Here is a 17,994-nt window from a genome sequence, read left to right on the forward strand (position 1 = left end):
CAGGAGGGCTTACTATGTACAAATCCATTATTATCGGAACGGGTCCATCGGGACTGACGGCTGCCATCTATCTGGCGCGCGCGAACATGAAACCTCTCGTTATCGAAGGACCGGAGCCAGGCGGACAATTGACGACTACGACGGAAGTGGAGAACTTCCCAGGCTTCCCGGAAGGCATTATGGGACCTGAGTTGATGGCGAACATGCGGAAGCAGGCGGAGCGTTTCGGCGCTGAATTCCGGACGGGCTGGGTCAACAGCGTTGATGTAACGCAGCGTCCTTTCAAGATACAGGTTGAAGGCCAAGGCGAACTGGTAGCGGAGACGCTTATTATCTCGACGGGGGCTTCGGCTAAGTACATCGGCATCCCAGGCGAGAAGGACAATGTAGGCCGCGGTGTCAGCACTTGTGCCACATGCGACGGATTTTTCTTCCGCGGGAAGAAAATTATCGTTGTTGGCGGCGGCGACTCGGCAATGGAAGAAGCGAACTTCCTGACTCGCTTCGCAACTGAGGTCGAACTGGTGCACCGCCGTGATGAGCTTCGTGCCTCGAAGATCATGCAGGACCGTGCACGCGAGAACGAGAAAATCAGCTGGAGCCTCAACAAGACGCCGGTTGAAGTTGTGGCGAACGGCATGGGTGTTACAGCGCTAAAGGTGCGTGACAACGAGACAGGCGAGGAAGAGCTGCTCGAGACGAGCGGTATTTTCGTAGCCATCGGTCATACACCGAATACAGGCTTCCTCGGCGGTCAGATCGATACGGACGAGCATGGCTACATTAAGGTGAAGCCGGGCACGACGGAGACCAATGTTCCAGGCGTATTCGCATGCGGCGACGTACAAGATACGAAGTATCGCCAAGCGATTACGGCAGCGGGAAGCGGCTGTATGGCCGCGCTGGAAGCAGAGAAATTCCTGGACGGTCACATCACCCAGGACTGGAGCGTCTCGCTGTAATTGAACTAGACTTTAGACGTCCCTCTTGCGTTAGAATATGGCGCAGGAGGGACGTTTTTCATTGAACGGATGCTGCTAACGAGATGGAGATTGGATTAGCAATTTTTAATCTTTCTACTATATAGTTCAACTATAATAGGCGTCTAACAGGACGCCTTATCATGTACAACAGTAAGCTATGCCCAAGGGGCACGCGATTCTTACGCCACATGTTTGCAAGCGCGCCTCTGTCCATCCATACGTTTCTCCTTCCGGGGTCCCGGGGTTGGGAAACCCCGGGGGTCCTCCCTAGCAGGGAGGATTTAGGTGGGTAGAAATGCTGATTTAGGTGGGTAGAAGTTTTGATTTAGGTGGGTAGAAATACTAATTTCATTAGGTAGAAATTTTCATTTAAAGGGGTAGATTTCTATAGAAAACAAAGGGTAAAAAAGGGGCGAAGCCCCTTCCAACTGTTCCACATTTGCGTGCCTTGACCTATTAGAAGGCTTCGCTTATAGTTGGTAACAGAAGAAGTTTAACTTTGTGAACGAGGTGGCCTAGTAATGTCTGAGCAAATCTACGTAGGAGTCGATATCGGCGGCACCGCCATTAAGGTAGGTATTTGCAACCAGAGCGGCGATCTGCTCCATACGTATGAAGGACCGACCGAAAGCGACAAGGGAACGGACGTCATCCTGCACAACATTGCAACTTATGCGAAGCGGATTGTTGAGCAATCGCCATATGAATGGGAACAGGTCGGGGGCGTAGGCGTAGGAATCGCCGGCTTCTTGGACATTCCGAACGGTTTTGTTAAGTTCTCTCCTAATCTTGGTCTGCGAGATGTACGGCTGAAAGATTACTTGGAAGAGCACTTGAACAAGACGGTGCGTATTAATAATGATGCCAATGTTGCAGCGCTCGGCGAAGTGTGGGCGGGTGCAGGCAAAGGCGTCGACCATTGCGTATGCTATACGCTCGGAACGGGTGTCGGCGGCGGTATCATTGTAAACGGCAAAATCTATGAAGGCTTCAACGGCATGGCCGGTGAACTCGGACATATGCAGATCGTACCGGATCTTGAAGCGATTCAGTGCGGTTGCGGTAAAATGGGATGTCTGGAGACGGTATCGTCGGCAACGGGCATCATTCGTATGGCAAAAGACGCTGTCGAGCGCGGGGACCGTACGTCTCTGTCGCTTGTCGAACATATTATGGCGAAGGAAGTCATCGATGCTGCGAAAGCAGGCGACGAGGTCGCTTCCCGCATCGTGAATCGTGCTGCTTATTACTTGGGTAAGTCGATGGCATCGGTAGCGGTCGTATTGAACCCGCAGCGCTTTATCGTCGGCGGTGGTGTATCGAAGGCAGGCGAGTTCCTATTCGAGCAAATTCGTCAAGAATTCCGCAAGTACACGCCAGATGCGATTGCTGAGAACGTAGAGATCGTAGCGGCTACTCTCGGCAATGATGCAGGTGTCGTAGGAGCGGCAGGATTGATTCTGCGCTCGTAGTTGGAAGGGATCGTCGGCCAACGGGCAGACACAAACAGAGAGAAGGCTGACCCGCCCTAACCGGCGGGTTTGTCCGTGATAGGGCCATTATCGGCTTGGCCTGGGAGAGGAGTGACCTGGCATGGACAATGAATCGGTGCAAGTGGCAAAGCTCGTTATTATAACGGGTATGTCGGGAGCGGGCAAAACCATCGCAGTGCAGAGCATGGAGGATCTCGGATTTTTCTGCGTCGATAATTTGCCGCCCGTTCTCATTCCGAAGTTCGCGGAGCTTATTGAGCAATCGAACGGCAAGATTGGCAAGGTTGCGCTCGTTATTGACTTGCGTGGCCGTGAGTTCTTCACAGCACTGTCGGAATCGCTCAACTACATTAAGGAGCATTACACGATCAGCTGCGAGATTCTGTTCCTGGATGCGACGGATGCGGTACTCGTACAGCGGTACAAAGAAAGCCGCCGCAGACATCCGCTCGCACCAGATGGCATGCCGCTCGACGGTATCGGTCTTGAGCGCCGGATGCTGGAGGATCTCAAAGGGATGGCGACGCAGGTTATCGATACGAGCAGCCTGAAGCCAGCACAGCTGAAGGAACGAATCGTGTCGCGGTTCACGAACACGGAGCGTACGGGTATTAACGTGAATGTTACCTCGTTCGGCTTTAAGTACGGCATTCCGATCGACGCGGATTTGATCTATGATGTTCGTTTTCTGCCGAATCCGCACTACATTGAGCATTTGCGCCCGAACACAGGGCAAAATCCTGATGTATATGAATATGTTATGAAATGGCCGGAAACGCAAGTTTTCCTGACCAAGCTGCTCGATATGCTAAACTTTCTTATCCCGTTGTACCGGAAGGAAGGCAAGAGCCAGGTTGTCGTAGGTATCGGATGTACAGGCGGTAAGCATCGCTCTGTGGCGATTGCCGAATACTTGGGCCGAATGCTCGGAAGTAGTGATACAGAGACGGTGCGCGTCAGCCATCGTGACTCCGACCGGGATCGGCATTAAATGGGGTGCGTGAATGAAAGGCAGTAAACAATCGGCATCCGTGCGCCCTAAGATCGTCGTCATTGGCGGTGGGACTGGATTGTCGGTTATGCTGCGCGGGCTTAAGGAGAAGCCGCTCGACATAACGGCAATCGTAACGGTAGCGGATGACGGAGGAAGCTCCGGCATCCTGCGCAACGAGCTTCAAATCCCTCCGCCGGGCGATATCCGCAACGTGCTGCTTGCACTTGCCGATGTAGAGCCGCTGCTGTCGAATCTACTTAACTATCGATTCAACAGCGGCACGGGCCTTGCAGGCCACAGCCTCGGCAACTTGATGCTGGCAGCCATTACGGATATATCCGGCGATTTTGTATCGGGCGTCAGAGAACTTAGCCGCGTTCTTGCGGTTCGTGGGCGTGTACTTCCGGCAGCAGGCCAAGCGATTGTGCTGAAGGGCGAGATGATGGACGGCTCGATCGTGACCGGCGAATCGATGATTCCGAAAGCGGGCAAGGCGATTAAGCGTGTATTCATCGAGCCAGCGAACGTCGAGCCGCTTGCTGAAGCGGTCGAGGCGATCCAAGAGGCAGATGCCATTCTAATCGGTCCAGGCAGCTTGTACACGAGCATTATCCCGAATTTGATTGTACCAAAGCTTGCTGAGGCGATTGTTTCGTCAGAAGCGCTCAAGATGTTCGTCTGCAACGTCATGACCCAGCCAGGCGAGACGGATAATTATTCGGTGGGCGACCATCTTAACGCAATTCACAATCACATTGGCTATCATTTATTCGATTATGTTATCGTTAATGACGGTGAGATTCCACCACAGGTTCAAAGCAAGTATGCAGAGAAGGGTGCGAAAGCAGTCCATCTCGACCTAGAAGAAGTGAAGAAACGTGGTTACAAAGTTATTGCTGACCGGCTTGTGTTGTTCCGTACGTATTTGCGGCACGATGCCGAACGGCTTAGTCAGCATATTTATCAACTAGTAGACGACTGGATGACACGGAAGAGGTGAATCGACATGTCCTTTGCGGCGCAAACGAAAAAAGAATTGACGATGATTGAAACGGACGCATGCTGTGAGAAGGCCGAGCTGTCCGCACTGATCCGCATGAATGGCTCCGTATCGTTGTCGAACCGCAAAGTGATACTCGACATCTCAACGGAGAATGCGGCGATCGCTAGACGGATCTACAGTCTCATCAAGAAGAAATTCGATGTGCATACCGAGCTGCTCGTGCAGAAGAAGATGCGGTTGAAGAAAAATAATGTGTACATCGTGCGTATACCAACGAAAGTTCAGGAAATACTGAAGCAGCTAAGCATTGTCTCGGACGGTTTTCTTTTTCAACAAGGAATCGACAAAGAGATTATTAAGAAGTCATGCTGCAAACGGTCATACCTTCGTGGTGCCTTCCTTGCAGGAGGATCCGTTAACAATCCGGAGGGCTCGTCCTACCATCTGGAGATCGCTTCGATGTACGAGGAGCACTGCCAAGCGCTCGCGGACCTAGCGAATAAGTTCGAATTGAACGCCCGCTGCATTGAGCGGAAGAAGGGGTTCATTTTCTACATCAAAGAGGGCGAGAAAATCATTGAGCTGCTCAACATTATCGGTGCTCACCAAGCGTTGTTCAAGTTTGAAGACGTTCGCATTATGCGCGACATGCGTAACTCCGTCAATCGGATCGTTAACTGCGAAACGGCGAATTTGAACAAAACGATTGGCGCAGCCGTACGGCAAATCGATAATATTAAGCTGCTGCAAAAGGAGCTCGGGCTCGATCAGCTGCCAGATAAGCTGCGTGAAGTCGCGGAAATTCGGCTGATGCACCCCGATATGAATTTGACTGAAGTCGGCGAATTGCTCAAAGGGAAGGTCAGCAAGTCAGGTGTTAACCATCGGCTAAGGAAAATTGATGAATTGGCTGAAAAAATACGTAACGGTTGACGTTTTCCCTAGTGCTACAAGCGCGATAATGATATAATAATTAACAAAATGCCGCATTTGCGGCGATTTCATCAGCTTAGAGGCCGTTTTGCGCTGAATTACGACTGATTACTTTTCATGTCAATAGAAATATGTGTAGGGGGTATGGTTTCCATGACAAGACATCCCGTTGTCGTTCGTCTGAAAACAGGTCTGCACGCAAGACCAGCAGCTCTATTCGTTCAGGAAGCTAATAAATTTTCGTCTGAAGTATTCGTGGAGAAAGACGACAAGAAAGTGAATGCCAAATCGATTATGGGCATTATGAGCCTTGCAATCAGCTCTGGCACGGAAATTCACATTAGCGCTGAAGGTTCTGACGCTGATCAGGCTGTAACCGCTTTAGTCAATCTCGTAAGCAAAGAAGAGCTCGAAAACCAATAATCGTCTAATATGGCGAGTAAGGAAAGACCCCTTAAGGGGTCTTTTCTTTATGAAATCTTTTAGGTGGGTAGAATTAGCGATAGATTGTTTGCTCCCGATCTGGGCCGACGGAGACGATACGGATGGGGACGCCGATGATTTGTTCGATCCACTGTACGTATTGCTGGACTTGTAGAGGGAGTTGGTCGAACGAGCGAATGTGCGAGATGTCGCAGCGCCAGCCGGGAAGCGTATCGAGAACAGGCTCGGCTAGTGCTAGCTGATCAGCTGTAAGGAAGTCCGTTGTCACCTGACCGTTTAGTCGGTAGCCCGTGCACACTGGGATTTCGTCCAAATAGCCGAGTACGTCCAGATTGGTTAGTGCCACTTCGGTAGCTCCCTGCACCATGCAGCCGTAGCGTGTAGCTACGGCGTCGAACCAGCCGACACGGCGTGGTCGTCCGGTCTTCACGCCATATTCGCCTGCATCGCCACCAAGTCGACGCAAATGCTCAGCAGCATCGCCTGTCAGTTCCGTTACGAACGGTCCGGCACCTACGCAGCTGGAATAGGCTTTAGTTACGGCGATGATACGATTGATGGCATGGGGCGGAACGCCTGCCCCAATGGCAGCGTAGCCAGCGATTGTCGAGGACGAAGTTACATAAGGGAAAATGCCATGGTCAGGATCGCGGAGTGCGCCGAGCTGACCTTCGACAAGAATGGATCCGCCCGCAGCTAACGAGTCATGAAGAAGAATGGTCGTGTTCGTGATGAATGGTGCCAGACGACTCTTCAATGCTAGCAAACGGTCTGCGATCTGATTTGAATCGATTGGCGCTGCATGATAGAGATGCTGCAGCAGCGTATTTTTGGCTTCCGATGCAGATTGGATGCGGCACCGGAGCTGCGCCTCATCGCCGAACAATGTACTGAGCGGGATGCCGATTTTAAGCGCTTTGTCGGCGTAGAAGGGGGCAATGCCGGAGCGGGTCGATCCGAAACTCTGGGCGCCAAGCCGTTCCTCTTCGCGTGTATCGAGTTCTATATGATAAGGGAGCACAAGCTGCGCGCGGTCTGAGATATGAATGTCTGGTGCAGGAATGCCGCGGCTTAGCAGGTTGTCGTACTCTCGCAGGAAGTCTTCGGGGTTAAAGGCGACGCCCGGACCGATGATGTTCAATGTGCCAGGTGTGAACACGCCTGAAGGAAGCAAATGCAGTGCGAACTTGCCGTATGCATTAATAATCGTATGCCCCGCATTGCTGCCGCCTTGGTAGCGGACGATACAGCGATACTGCTCAGCTAAGAGATCTGTAATTTTTCCCTTCCCTTCATCTCCCCAATTGGCTCCTACCACAGCTGTTACGCTCATTCCGATCACTCCTCATTCATTGTTGGATTTCCAGAATTGATTATAAGTGCGATAATAATATTAATGAAATGAATATAAGTAATGCTTGATATAAAAGGAGTTAATATCACGTGAGTGAGCATGTGACGAATATGGAATGGTATCGGGCATTCTATTGGACAGCGAAGGTTGGAAGTCTGTCTGGGGCTGCGGAGCGGCTGTATATTACACAGCCAGCCGTCACGCATGCGATTAAGCAGCTGGAGTCGCAGCTAGGCAGTCAGCTATTCTTCCGCACATCGAAGGGCGTCAAACTGACATCGGAGGGAGAGATGCTGTTCCAGCATATCGGGCAGGCATTCAATTTCATACATGCAGGCGAACGGAGACTGGCGGAGCGGCATGCGCTAACGGCAGGGGAGATGCGCATCGGGGCGGGCGATACGTTATGCAAGCACTATTTGCTGCCGCGTATGCGACAGTTTCACGAGCAGTATCCCGGCATTCAGTTTCAAGTTACGAATCGGACGTCGCAGGAGACGGTGAAGCTGCTGAAGGAAGGTGCGATTGACTTTGGTATTGTGAATCTGCCCTTGGAGGATCCAAGGCTGCATATTCAAGAGGGGATGCTGGTACAGGACTGTTTCGTCGTGGCGGGTACTTATCATAAATGGCAGGCAGACGAGCGGCCATCGACTGTCAGGTGGGAGGACTTAGATCGATACGAGCTGCTGCTGTTGGAGAGAGGCAGCGGAACTCGAGCATACCTTGATAAAGTTGCCGCCAAGAACGGTGTCGCGCTATCGCCAAGTATGGAGCTAGGCAGTCTGGATTTGCTTAGCGAGTTTACACGAACGGGGTTTGGGATTGCCTGTGTGGTCAAAAATTTCGTCGAAGGCGAGTTGGCTGAAGGAGAACTGGTGGAACTGACGATTGATCCCCCGATTCCGCCTAGGCGAATCGGTATTGCAACGTTGAAGGATGTACCCTTGTCGACGGCAGCGAAGGCATTCATAGCCATCCTGCAATAGAGGACGGTTACGCAAAGCACAAAGAAGCCCCACATCCCAATAAGGAATGTGGGGCTTGCTGTCGTGCGTTAGTCGAGAAGCGCCTTACAGCTTGTCGATGACTTTGTCGATCAGGCCGTATTGGCGTGCTTCTTCGGCGCTCATGAAGTTATCACGGTCCGTATCGCGCTCGATTTGTTCAAACGATTGACCGGTGCGCTCTGCCATGATGCGATTCAGCTTGTCGCGCGTCTTCAGGATGCGGCGAGCGCGAATCTCGATATCGCTCGCTTGACCTTCTGCGCCGCCAAGCGGCTGGTGAATCATGACTTCGGCGTTCGGAAGCGCATAGCGTTTACCTTTTGCTCCGGCATTAAGCAGGAAAGCGCCCATCGATGCAGCCATACCTACACAGATCGTGGATACGTCTGGTTTAATGAATTGCATCGTGTCAAAGATTGCGAGACCGGCCGAGATCGAGCCGCCTGGGCTATTAATGTACAGGGAGATGTCCTTCTCTGGATCGTCTGCCGCAAGGAACAACAACTGCGCGATGATAGAGTTGGCGACCAGGTCGTTCACCGGCGTCCCGAGAAAAATAATGCGATCTTTCAGCAACCGCGAGTAAATGTCATACGCACGCTCGCCGCGGTTATTCTGCTCAATGACCATTGGCACATAGTTCATATCCATGAAAGTCCCTCCCGAATAGGAAATGTAGTATAGCTTCAGCACTAGCATCGTCAGATGCGGTACGCTGCAAACGCTCGAACTCGAATGTTGCTGGAGAAAGTATTGTGCAGGTCCAGTGACATTAGTGATGCGTAAGTGCTGCTGATGAGTTTTATAATAGCGGATTGATCAGTAAAAGTCAAAGAAAGTCAAACAAGGTACGGCCGGTCATTTAACCGTAACGAATGGAGTGGTGGCAAGGGTTGGACAGGTTCTAAAGGAAAAGCGCTAAAGGCGCGGATGGGCTAGCGAAGCGAAGATCGAACAGCTAAGATCAACCGAAATGCTGATAGGCCTGCTTGTTGCAAAAGTAAAAACTGCGCAGAGAGGTTACGCTAGCAAGTAGAATGAATGCTTCCACCGCAATAGAGGCAGCAAAATAAACACAAAAAAACCGACCTCATCAGTCGGTTTCTATTCGTTGTATAAAGTTGGCGCGCCCGCTAGGAATCGAACCTAGATCTCAGGCTCCGGAGGCCTACGTCATATCCATTGGACCACGGGCGCAAAAAAGCGGAACGAGAGTTATCATACCTTATTTTCCATAGGATTGCAAGTGTTGGACTCTGAGAAAAATAAAAGTTGTCTGATACGTGTCGGAAAACGGTTACATGGGCGAAAAGGAACTTGCAGTCTTTTCCGCTATTCGATAAAATAGTGGTGGGACTTAAAATGAGTATGCGGGACGCGAAACGTCCAACTCATATAGAAGCCCATCAAAGTTTCTTCATATGTTGAAGCAAGAATTCGGCTGTAGTGGAGTGAATGCGCAAGATGCGACCTATGATCGAACTGCAGCAGCAGCTTGTGCCGGATTTATTGGAAGTCATGAGGAAACGTTACTTCATCCTGCATCAAGTTATGCTGTCTGATTCTGTCGGACGGCGCGCGTTGGCTGGAGCCCTCGGGATGACAGAACGCGTGCTTCGAGCCGAGACAGATTATTTGAAAGCGCAAGGTCTGCTGGAGATTCATGCTTCTGGTATGCGCATCAGTGAGCAAGGACGCATGCTGCTTGCAGAGATGGAACCGATGTTCAAGGAATGGTTCGGCTTATCGGAAATGGAAGATAAGATTCGGCGCCATTACGGACTAAAGCGAGTTTACATCGTACCAGGGGACTCTGATACGTCCAAGACAGCGAAGAGGGAGCTCGGCCGGGCAGCCAGCCAAGCATTGACCAGGCTGCTTAACAAGGACGATGTCGTTGCAGTCACTGGCGGAACGACAATGGCTCAGGTGGCTAACCATCTGACAGTGCCTGTGCCGCTGCCGACGAACTGGTTCGTACCCGCACGAGGCGGACTCGGGGAGAGCTTGGACTACCAAGCGAACACGATTGCTTCTATGATGGCGAAGCGAACTGGAGCGCAGTACCGACTGCTTCATGTACCCGATCATTTGGGAGAAGAAGCGTATGTCACCCTCATGCAAGAACCGAACATTCAGGAAATCGTGAATGTGATCCGCAAGGCTAGAATCGTTGTCCATGGCATTGGGGACGCGATGGTTATGGCAAGACGCCGCAAGGTTGATCAGGCATCCGTCGATGCGATGAGAACCGAAGGGGCGCTGGCAGAGTCGTTCGGGTATTATTTTGACCGGAATGGGGCTGTCGTTCACAAAATGCATACCGCGGGCCTTAGGCTCGAGGACATTGTTGCGACGGAGGTCGTTATTGCGGTAGCCGGAGGCGTTAGCAAGGGCGAGGCAATTGCGGCGGTTATGAAATTCGGTCACGATGATGTGCTTGTTACCGACGAGGCGGCAGCGCAAGTCATAGTCAGGATTATTGATGAGGCCGATTTGGGCAATGCTTAATAAGGTGCGTTTTTAAAGAGGATATCTTGACGGCCTCGCGACTCGGAATCCGAGCCGTACACCGTCTTGAGTATATATATCACTTATTGTCTAGGAGGAATTTCCAAATGGTTAAAGTTGGTATTAACGGATTTGGCCGTATCGGCCGTAACGTGTTCCGCGCAGCGCTGAACAACCCTGCAGTTGAAATCGTAGCAGTAAACGACCTGACGGACACGAAAACGCTGGCTCACCTGCTTAAATATGATACGACGCACGGCAAGCTTGAAGGTACGGTTGAAGCGAAAGAAGGCGCGCTGATCGTTAACGGCAAAGAAATCAAAGTATTTGCTGAGCGCAACCCTGAAAACCTCCCTTGGGCATCCGTAGGTGCTGAAATCGTCGTTGAATCGACAGGTATCTTCACAGCTAAAGAAAAAGCTGAGCTCCACCTTAAAGGCGGCGCTAAGAAAGTTATTATCTCCGCTCCAGCTACGAACGAAGACATCACGATCGTTATGGGCGTTAACGAAGACAAGTACGACGCTTCCGCTCACACGGTTATCTCCAACGCTTCTTGCACAACGAACTGCCTCGCGCCATTCGCGAAAGTTCTTAACGATAAATTCGGCATCGTAAAAGGTATGATGACGACGGTTCACTCGTACACGAACGACCAATCCGTTCTGGACGTACCTCACAAAGACCTGCGCCGCGCTCGCGCTGCTGCAGAAAACATCATCCCTTCGTCGACGGGCGCTGCTAAAGCAGTATCCCTCGTACTGCCAGAACTGAAAGGCAAACTGAACGGCATGGCTATGCGCGTTCCTACGCCTAACGTATCGGTAACGGACCTCGTTGCTGAACTGAAAGTTAACGTAACGGTTGAAGAAGTTAACGCAGCTCTGAAAGCAGCTTCCGAAACTTCGCTCAAAGGCATCCTTAACTACTCCGAAGAGCCGCTCGTATCGAGCGACTACAACGGCGACCCAGCTTCCTCCACGGTTGACGCTCTGTCGACGATGGTTGTTGAAGGCAACATGGTTAAAGTTGTTTCTTGGTACGACAACGAGTGGGGCTACTCGAACCGCGTAGTTGACCTCGCTGCATACGTTGCAAGCAAAGGCCTGTAAGGATTTCTAATCCCCCAAACCCCCTTTGGTCTACAAAGGGGGCCCCAAAGGGCGCTGCCCTCTGGACTCCCGTTCTAATGCAGCGTGGGAGGTACAGTCGGCGCACCTGCAGGGGATTGTGCTAGGAACGCTTTAGTCCTGACGGACACGCTTTGGCTGCGGCGCTCCCGTGCAACGGAAGGGATGGCGCCGTTCCGGCGGGACCGGGGGGCTGCGGCTCCTTTGCGGAGCCTGGCCCTTGGTTCGCGCCCCGTTATGGGGCTGAACCAGGTTTTAACGTTCCTTCATTGTGAAGGAACGTTTTTTTATTATAGCGGGTGCTTCGAAGGCAGTTCGCTAAAGCGATCCGCATGTGGGTAACGCTCCGAGGGCGTGTCGACCGCTTGCAGCGGACACACTGGACGTGATGCTTCGAGGGCGTACCGCTAAAGCGGCACGCGTGGGGTAAAGCTTCGATGGCAGCTCGCTAAAGCGAGCCGCGTCGCTGCGCGACGGATTCTTTTATTTCATCTTCGCCTATTCCAAAGGAGGCTTTCTCAATGAACAAGAAAAGTGTTCGCGACGTCGAAGTCGCAGGTAAACGCGTATTCGTTCGCGTCGATTTCAACGTACCACTCGAAAATGGCAAAATTACGGATGACACGCGTATCCGTGAAACGCTCCCTACGATCAAGTTCCTGATCGAAGGCGGCGCGAAAGTTATCCTCGCATCGCACCTTGGCCGTCCTGCTGGTCAAGTTGTGGAAGAGCTGCGTCTGACGCCGGCTGCAGAGCGCCTCTCCGAGCTGCTCGGCAAGCCAGTTGTTAAAGCAAACGAAGTTGTAGGCGAAGCGGTAAAAGCGCAAGTAGCTGCACTGCAAGCTGGCGACGTGCTCCTGCTCGAGAACGTTCGTTTTGAAGCAGGCGAAGAAAAGAACGATCCAGCACTCGCGAAACAACTCGCTGAGCTGGCTGACCTGTTCGTAAACGATGCATTTGGTGCTGCTCACCGTGCACACGCTTCGACAGAAGGCATCGCTCACCTGCTTCCAGCTGTATCCGGTCTGCTCGTAGAGAAAGAGCTCGATGTTCTCGGCAAAGCGCTGAACAACCCAGAGCGTCCTTTCACGGCAATCGTTGGCGGTTCGAAAGTTAAGGACAAAATCGACGTTATCAACAAAATGATCGAGATCGCAGACAACATTCTCATCGGTGGCGGTCTGTCGTATACGTTCCTGAAAGCACAAGGCAATGAAGTTGGCAAATCGCTGCTTGATAACAGCAAGCTCGACCTGACGCTTGAGTTCATCGAAAAAGCGAAAAAACTGGGCAAGAACCTGTACCTGCCAGTTGATATCGTTGTAACAGACGACTTCAGCGCAGACGCTAACACGCAAATCGTTGGCGTAGACGGCATCCCTGCTGAATGGGAAGGCATCGACATCGGTCCGAAAACGCGTGAAATTTACGCTGACGTTATCAAGAACTCGAAGCTCGTTGTATGGAACGGACCAATGGGCGTATTCGAAATCGAGCCATTCTCCCATGGTACGCGTGCAGTTGCACAAGCATGCGCAGAGACGGCTGGTTACACGGTAATCGGCGGCGGCGACTCGGCTGCAGCAGCTGAGAAATTCCACCTGGCTGACCGTATGGACCATATCTCGACGGGCGGCGGCGCTTCCCTCGAGTTTATGGAAGGCAAGGCCCTTCCAGGCGTAGTAGCCCTCAACGACAAGTAAGACCGTTGATCACGAAGTAACGCTTAGAAGCATATTCGGCATCGAATCTTGCATTAGCTCTCGAGCTCCGTTGCTCATGTAGGGTTAGCCTACATTCCGCTACTCGCTCTTCGATCTAATGCAACCTTCTCGGTGCTGAACGGTCTTACAGACCGTTGATCACGAAGTAACGCTTAGAAGCATATTCGGCATCGAATCTTGCATTAGCTCTCGAGCTCCGTTGCTCATGTAGGGTTAGCCTACATTCCGCTACTCGCTCTTCGATCTAATGCAACCTTCTCGGTGCTGAACGGTCTTACAGACCGTTGATCACGAAGTAACGCTTTGAAGCATATTCGGCATCGAATCTTGCATTAGCTCTAGGGCTAAGCTGCTCCATGCTTCTACGTCATTAGAAGCATGGAGGTTTGCGATGAAGGTCTCTCCGGAAACCTTGCAGCGTCATGCAGGTCCGACTGCATGACGCTGCTCCCAGCTTTTACGTCATTAAAAGCTGCTTCGTAGACATATGAGGCTTCAATCTAAAAGCAATATCCTCGGTGCTGAATAGCTTGCGGGTTTCTAAATAAATAAATGCATTAGAAGGGAGATTTCTGACATGAGCAGAAAACCAATCATTGCAGGCAACTGGAAAATGTTCAAAACGGTTAGCGAAGCACAATCGTTCTTCTCCGAAGTGAAAGGCAAAGCGGAGGTTGAAGGCGTAGAGAGCGTAATCTGCGCTCCGTTCACGGCGCTTCCAGCACTCGTTGAAGCTGCTAAAGGCACGAACATCGCGATCGGCGCACAAAACCTTCACTTCGAAGACAACGGTGCATTCACAGGCGAAATCAGCGGCGTAATGCTGGCTGACCTCGGCGTGAAATATGTGATCATCGGCCACTCCGAGCGTCGTGCGTACTTCGCTGAGTCCGACGAGATCGTAAACAAAAAAACGCACGCGGCATTCAAGCATGGCTTGACGCCAATCGTTTGCGTAGGCGAGAAGCTCGAAGAGCGTGAAGCTGACCAAACGAAAGAAGTGTGCAAAGTACAAACAGAAGCTGCCTTCCAAGGCCTGTCCGCTGAGCAAGCAGCACAAGTTGTTATCGCATATGAGCCAATCTGGGCTATCGGAACGGGCAAATCGTCGACAGCGGCTGACGCTGAGGACGTTATCGCTTATATCCGCGGCATCGTAGCTGGCCTGTACGGCGAAGCAACGGCAAACGCAGTTCGCATCCAATACGGCGGCAGCGTTAAGCCAAACAATGTTACGGAGTACCTCGGCCAAGCGAACATCGACGGCGCACTGGTAGGCGGCGCAAGCCTCGAGCCAGCATCGTACATCGCGCTGGTTGAAGGAGCGAAGTAAGATGACGGCTCCTAAACCTGTAGCACTGATCATCCTTGACGGCTTTGGTCTTCGCAACGACGTTGTTGGTAACGCAGTTGCGCAAGCAAACAAACCGAACTACGACCGCTACTGGGCGACGTATCCCCACACGACGCTGACGGCATGCGGCGAAGCGGTAGGTCTGCCAGAGGGTCAAATGGGCAACTCCGAAGTTGGCCACTTGAACATCGGCGCTGGCCGTATCGTATACCAGGATTTGACTCGCATCAGCAAGTCGATCCGCGACCGTGATTTCTTCGATAACGAAACGCTCGTAGCAGCGGTGCGCAACGCGAAGAACAACGGCAAGAAGCTTCACCTGTACGGCCTGCTGTCCGACGGCGGCGTACACAGCCACATCGCGCACCTGTTCGCTCTGCTTGAGCTGGCGAAGAAGGAAGAAATGAACGATGTGTTCATTCATGCATTCCTTGATGGCCGCGACGTATCGCCAGACAGCGCAGTTGGTTATCTGGAGCAGCTCCAAGCGAAAATCGCAGAAGTTGGCGTAGGCAAAATCGCGACTGTTCAAGGCCGCTACTACGCAATGGACCGCGACAAGCGTTGGGAGCGTACGGAGAAATCGTACCGCGCAATGGTATACGGCGATGGTCCTCAATATACGGACGCGCTGCAAGCAGTGAAGGAATCGTACGAGAAGTCGGTCATGGACGAATTCGTTATGCCGACGGTTATCGTTGAGAACGGCAAGCCTGTAGGACTCGTTGAATCGGGAGATTCGGTTGTGTTCTTCAACTTCCGTCCTGACCGTGCGATCCAGCTGTCGCAAGTGTTCACGAACGAAGATTTCCGCGGTTTCGACCGTGGCGACAAATGCCCGCGCAACCTGCACTTCGTCTGCCTGACGCTGTTCAGCGAGACGGTTGGCGGCTACGTGGCTTACTCGCCGAAAAACCTCGACAATACGCTGGGCGAAGTGCTCGTGCAGAACGGCAAAAAGCAGCTGCGTATTGCTGAGACAGAGAAATACCCGCACGTTACATTCTTCTTCAGCGGCGGACGCGATGTTGAGCTGGAAGGCGAAACGCGTATCCTGATCAACTCGCCGAAGGTTGCAACGTATGACCTGCAGCCTGAGATGAGCGCTTATGAAGTAGCTGCTGCAGCGGTCGCTGAGATCGAAGCAGACAAACACGATGCGATCATCCTCAACTTCGCAAACCCTGACATGGTCGGCCACTCCGGTATGCTGGAGCCTACGATCAAGGCAGTAGAAGCGACAGATGAGTGCCTGGGCAAAGTAGTTGAAGCGGTTCTGGCCAAAGGCGGCGTAGCTCTCATCACGGCTGACCACGGCAACGCGGATATGGTTATCGACGAGAACGGTCGTCCGTTCACGGCGCATACGACGAATCCGGTTCCGTTCATCGTGACGAAACAAGGCGCTGAGCTGCGTGAAGGCGGTATTCTCGCTGACATCGCACCAACGATCCTGAAGTTCCTTGAGCTGAAACAACCAGCTGAAATGACAGGCGAATCGATCGTTAAGTAAGACGATACAGGTCCAAGATGCGTATGGATCGGCGGCGGGTGGAGAGACTCGTTTAGATAGACTGCTGACCAGCGCAGGGACGTTCTAAATTTTTCGAAAATAATGTCAGACTGCGCGGCTAGGACGTGCATTCGGAGCGATTTTCGTATACCATAGGAATGTTGGTTTCGAAGAGTTTGGCAACCATTACAACTTAATGAATAAGAAGGAGTGTTACATCCATGTCTATCATTGCTGACGTATATGCACGCGAAGTCCTCGACTCCCGCGGTAACCCAACTGTTGAAGTTGAAGTAACTCTTGAATCCGGCGGTAAAGGCCGCGCAATCGTACCATCCGGCGCATCGACTGGCGCGTACGAAGCAGTAGAACTGCGCGACGGCGACAAAAGCCGTTACCTGGGCAAAGGCGTAATCAAAGCAGTTGACAACGTTAACTCCATCATCGCGCCTGAAATCATCGGTCTGGACGCTCTTGATCAAGTAGCGATCGACCGCAAAATGATCGAGCTCGACGGCACGGACAACAAAGGCAAGCTGGGCGCTAACGCGATCCTCGCTGTTTCGATGGCTGTAGCTCGCGCTGCTGCTGACGCACTCGACGTTTCCCTGTACACGTACCTCGGCGGCTTCAACGCGAAAGTACTGCCAGTTCCAATGATGAACATCGTTAACGGCGGCGCTCACGCTGACAACAACGTTGACGTACAAGAGTTCATGGTTCTGCCAGTTGGCGCTCCAACGTTCAAAGAAGCTCTGCGCGTAGGCGCTGAAATCTTCCACAACCTGAAAGCTGTTCTGCATGACAAAGGCCTGAACACGGCAGTAGGCGACGAAGGCGGCTTCGCACCTAACTTCGGTACGAACGAAGAAGCAATCACGACGATCATCTCCGCTATCGAGCGCGCAGGCTACAAGCCAGGCGTTGACGTATTCCTCGGTATGGACGTTGCATCGACTGAGTTCTACAAAGACGGCAAATACCACCTCGAAGGCGAAGGCAAGTCCTACACGTCCGCTGAGTTCGTGGACCTGCTCGCTTCGTGGGCTGACAAATACCCAATCATCACGATCGAAGACGGCTGCTCTGAAGACGACTGGGAAGGTTGGAAACTTCTCACGGACAAACTCGGCGGCAAAGTACAGCTCGTTGGTGACGACCTGTTCGTAACGAACACGGTTCGCCTCAAAGACGGTATCGATCAAGGCGTAGGTAACTCGATCCTCGTTAAAGTTAACCAAATCGGCTCGCTGACGGAAACGTTCGACGCGATCGAAATGGCTAAACGCGCTGGCTACACGGCTGTTATCTCCCACCGTTCCGGTGAGTCCGAAGACAGCACGATCGCTGACATCGCAGTTGCAACGAACGCTGGCCAAATCAAAACGGGTGCTCCTTCCCGTACGGACCGCGTAGCGAAGTACAACCAATTGCTCCGCATCGAGGACCAACTGGGTGCTACGGCTCAATACGCAGGCGCAAGCGCGTTCTACAACCTGAAAAACTTCAACAAATAATAATAATAACCGCTCGTCATAGCGGTTATCG

15 protein-coding genes and 1 tRNA gene are annotated in these 17,994 nt (G+C 52.2%); 13 read left to right on the forward strand and 3 right to left on the reverse strand.

Annotated features, from left to right (window positions below; all coding sequences use genetic code 11):
• The first annotated feature begins 14 nt into the window (after positions 1–14).
• The 6 genes from trxB to DFQ01_RS11515 all read left to right on the forward strand — a co-directional run bounded on the left by trxB (position 15) and on the right by DFQ01_RS11515 (position 5,829).
• The gene (trxB, locus tag DFQ01_RS11490) at positions 15–962 is read left to right on the forward strand and encodes a thioredoxin-disulfide reductase (protein ID WP_110044036.1); all 948 of its coding nucleotides are present in this window, start codon (positions 15–17) and stop codon (positions 960–962) included.
• A gap of 542 nt (positions 963–1,504) precedes the next feature.
• Positions 1,505–2,455: an ROK family glucokinase gene (locus tag DFQ01_RS11495; RefSeq protein ID WP_110044037.1), complete on the forward strand. Its 951-nt coding sequence runs from the start codon at positions 1,505–1,507 to the stop codon at positions 2,453–2,455.
• A 121-nt stretch (positions 2,456–2,576) separates the two neighbouring features.
• Complete coding sequence (gene rapZ, locus DFQ01_RS11500) at positions 2,577–3,467, forward strand: RNase adapter RapZ (protein WP_110044038.1); 891 nt, start codon at positions 2,577–2,579, stop codon at positions 3,465–3,467.
• 13 nt (positions 3,468–3,480) lie between these two features.
• On the forward strand, positions 3,481–4,470 hold the full coding sequence (locus DFQ01_RS11505; RefSeq protein WP_110044039.1) for a gluconeogenesis factor YvcK family protein: 990 nt from the start codon (positions 3,481–3,483) through the stop codon (positions 4,468–4,470).
• Positions 4,471–4,476: 6 nt separating this feature from the next.
• A complete protein-coding gene (whiA, locus tag DFQ01_RS11510) occupies positions 4,477–5,406 on the forward strand; it encodes a DNA-binding protein WhiA (protein ID WP_110044040.1) in 930 nt (309 codons plus the stop codon).
• A gap of 153 nt (positions 5,407–5,559) precedes the next feature.
• Positions 5,560–5,829 (forward strand): HPr family phosphocarrier protein, encoded by a 270-nt coding sequence (locus DFQ01_RS11515; protein ID WP_110044041.1) that lies wholly within the window; start codon positions 5,560–5,562, stop codon positions 5,827–5,829.
• 73 nt (positions 5,830–5,902) lie between these two features.
• On the opposite strand, the gene DFQ01_RS11520 is transcribed toward DFQ01_RS11515, so the two are convergent.
• Positions 5,903–7,183, reverse strand: coding sequence for an adenylosuccinate synthase (locus DFQ01_RS11520; RefSeq protein WP_110044042.1), 1,281 nt, complete (start codon positions 7,181–7,183; stop codon positions 5,903–5,905).
• Between the two features lie 110 nt (positions 7,184–7,293).
• On the opposite strand from DFQ01_RS11520, the gene DFQ01_RS11525 reads away from it, so the two are divergent.
• A complete protein-coding gene (locus tag DFQ01_RS11525; RefSeq protein ID WP_245946631.1) occupies positions 7,294–8,193 on the forward strand; it encodes a LysR family transcriptional regulator in 900 nt (299 codons plus the stop codon).
• A gap of 84 nt (positions 8,194–8,277) precedes the next feature.
• Here DFQ01_RS11525 and clpP read toward each other — a convergent pair whose 3' ends face one another.
• Both clpP and DFQ01_RS11535 read right to left on the reverse strand, forming a co-directional pair.
• Positions 8,278–8,859 (reverse strand): ATP-dependent Clp endopeptidase proteolytic subunit ClpP, encoded by a 582-nt coding sequence (clpP, locus tag DFQ01_RS11530; RefSeq protein WP_174812725.1) that lies wholly within the window; start codon positions 8,857–8,859, stop codon positions 8,278–8,280.
• A gap of 477 nt (positions 8,860–9,336) precedes the next feature.
• Positions 9,337–9,411, reverse strand: a tRNA-Arg gene (locus tag DFQ01_RS11535).
• A 267-nt stretch (positions 9,412–9,678) separates the two neighbouring features.
• On the opposite strand from DFQ01_RS11535, the gene DFQ01_RS11540 reads away from it, so the two are divergent.
• The 6 genes from DFQ01_RS11540 to eno all read left to right on the forward strand — a co-directional run bounded on the left by DFQ01_RS11540 (position 9,679) and on the right by eno (position 17,963).
• On the forward strand, positions 9,679–10,725 hold the full coding sequence (locus DFQ01_RS11540) for a sugar-binding transcriptional regulator (protein ID WP_110044044.1): 1,047 nt from the start codon (positions 9,679–9,681) through the stop codon (positions 10,723–10,725).
• 107 nt (positions 10,726–10,832) lie between these two features.
• Positions 10,833–11,837, forward strand: coding sequence for a type I glyceraldehyde-3-phosphate dehydrogenase (gene gap, locus DFQ01_RS11545; protein WP_110044045.1), 1,005 nt, complete (start codon positions 10,833–10,835; stop codon positions 11,835–11,837).
• Between the two features lie 539 nt (positions 11,838–12,376).
• On the forward strand, positions 12,377–13,558 hold the full coding sequence (locus tag DFQ01_RS11550) for a phosphoglycerate kinase (RefSeq protein ID WP_110044046.1): 1,182 nt from the start codon (positions 12,377–12,379) through the stop codon (positions 13,556–13,558).
• Between the two features lie 598 nt (positions 13,559–14,156).
• Positions 14,157–14,912, forward strand: coding sequence for a triose-phosphate isomerase (gene tpiA, locus DFQ01_RS11555; protein WP_110044047.1), 756 nt, complete (start codon positions 14,157–14,159; stop codon positions 14,910–14,912).
• 1 nt (position 14,913) lies between these two features.
• The gene (gene gpmI / locus DFQ01_RS11560) at positions 14,914–16,446 is read left to right on the forward strand and encodes a 2,3-bisphosphoglycerate-independent phosphoglycerate mutase (protein WP_110044048.1); all 1,533 of its coding nucleotides are present in this window, start codon (positions 14,914–14,916) and stop codon (positions 16,444–16,446) included.
• A 221-nt stretch (positions 16,447–16,667) separates the two neighbouring features.
• Positions 16,668–17,963: a phosphopyruvate hydratase gene (eno, locus tag DFQ01_RS11565; RefSeq protein WP_110044049.1), complete on the forward strand. Its 1,296-nt coding sequence runs from the start codon at positions 16,668–16,670 to the stop codon at positions 17,961–17,963.
• Positions 17,964–17,994: the final 31 nt, after the last annotated feature.

It is taken from the genome of Paenibacillus cellulosilyticus (genome assembly GCF_003182255.1).
Lineage (GTDB): Bacteria > Bacillota > Bacilli > Paenibacillales > Paenibacillaceae > Paenibacillus_T > Paenibacillus_T cellulosilyticus.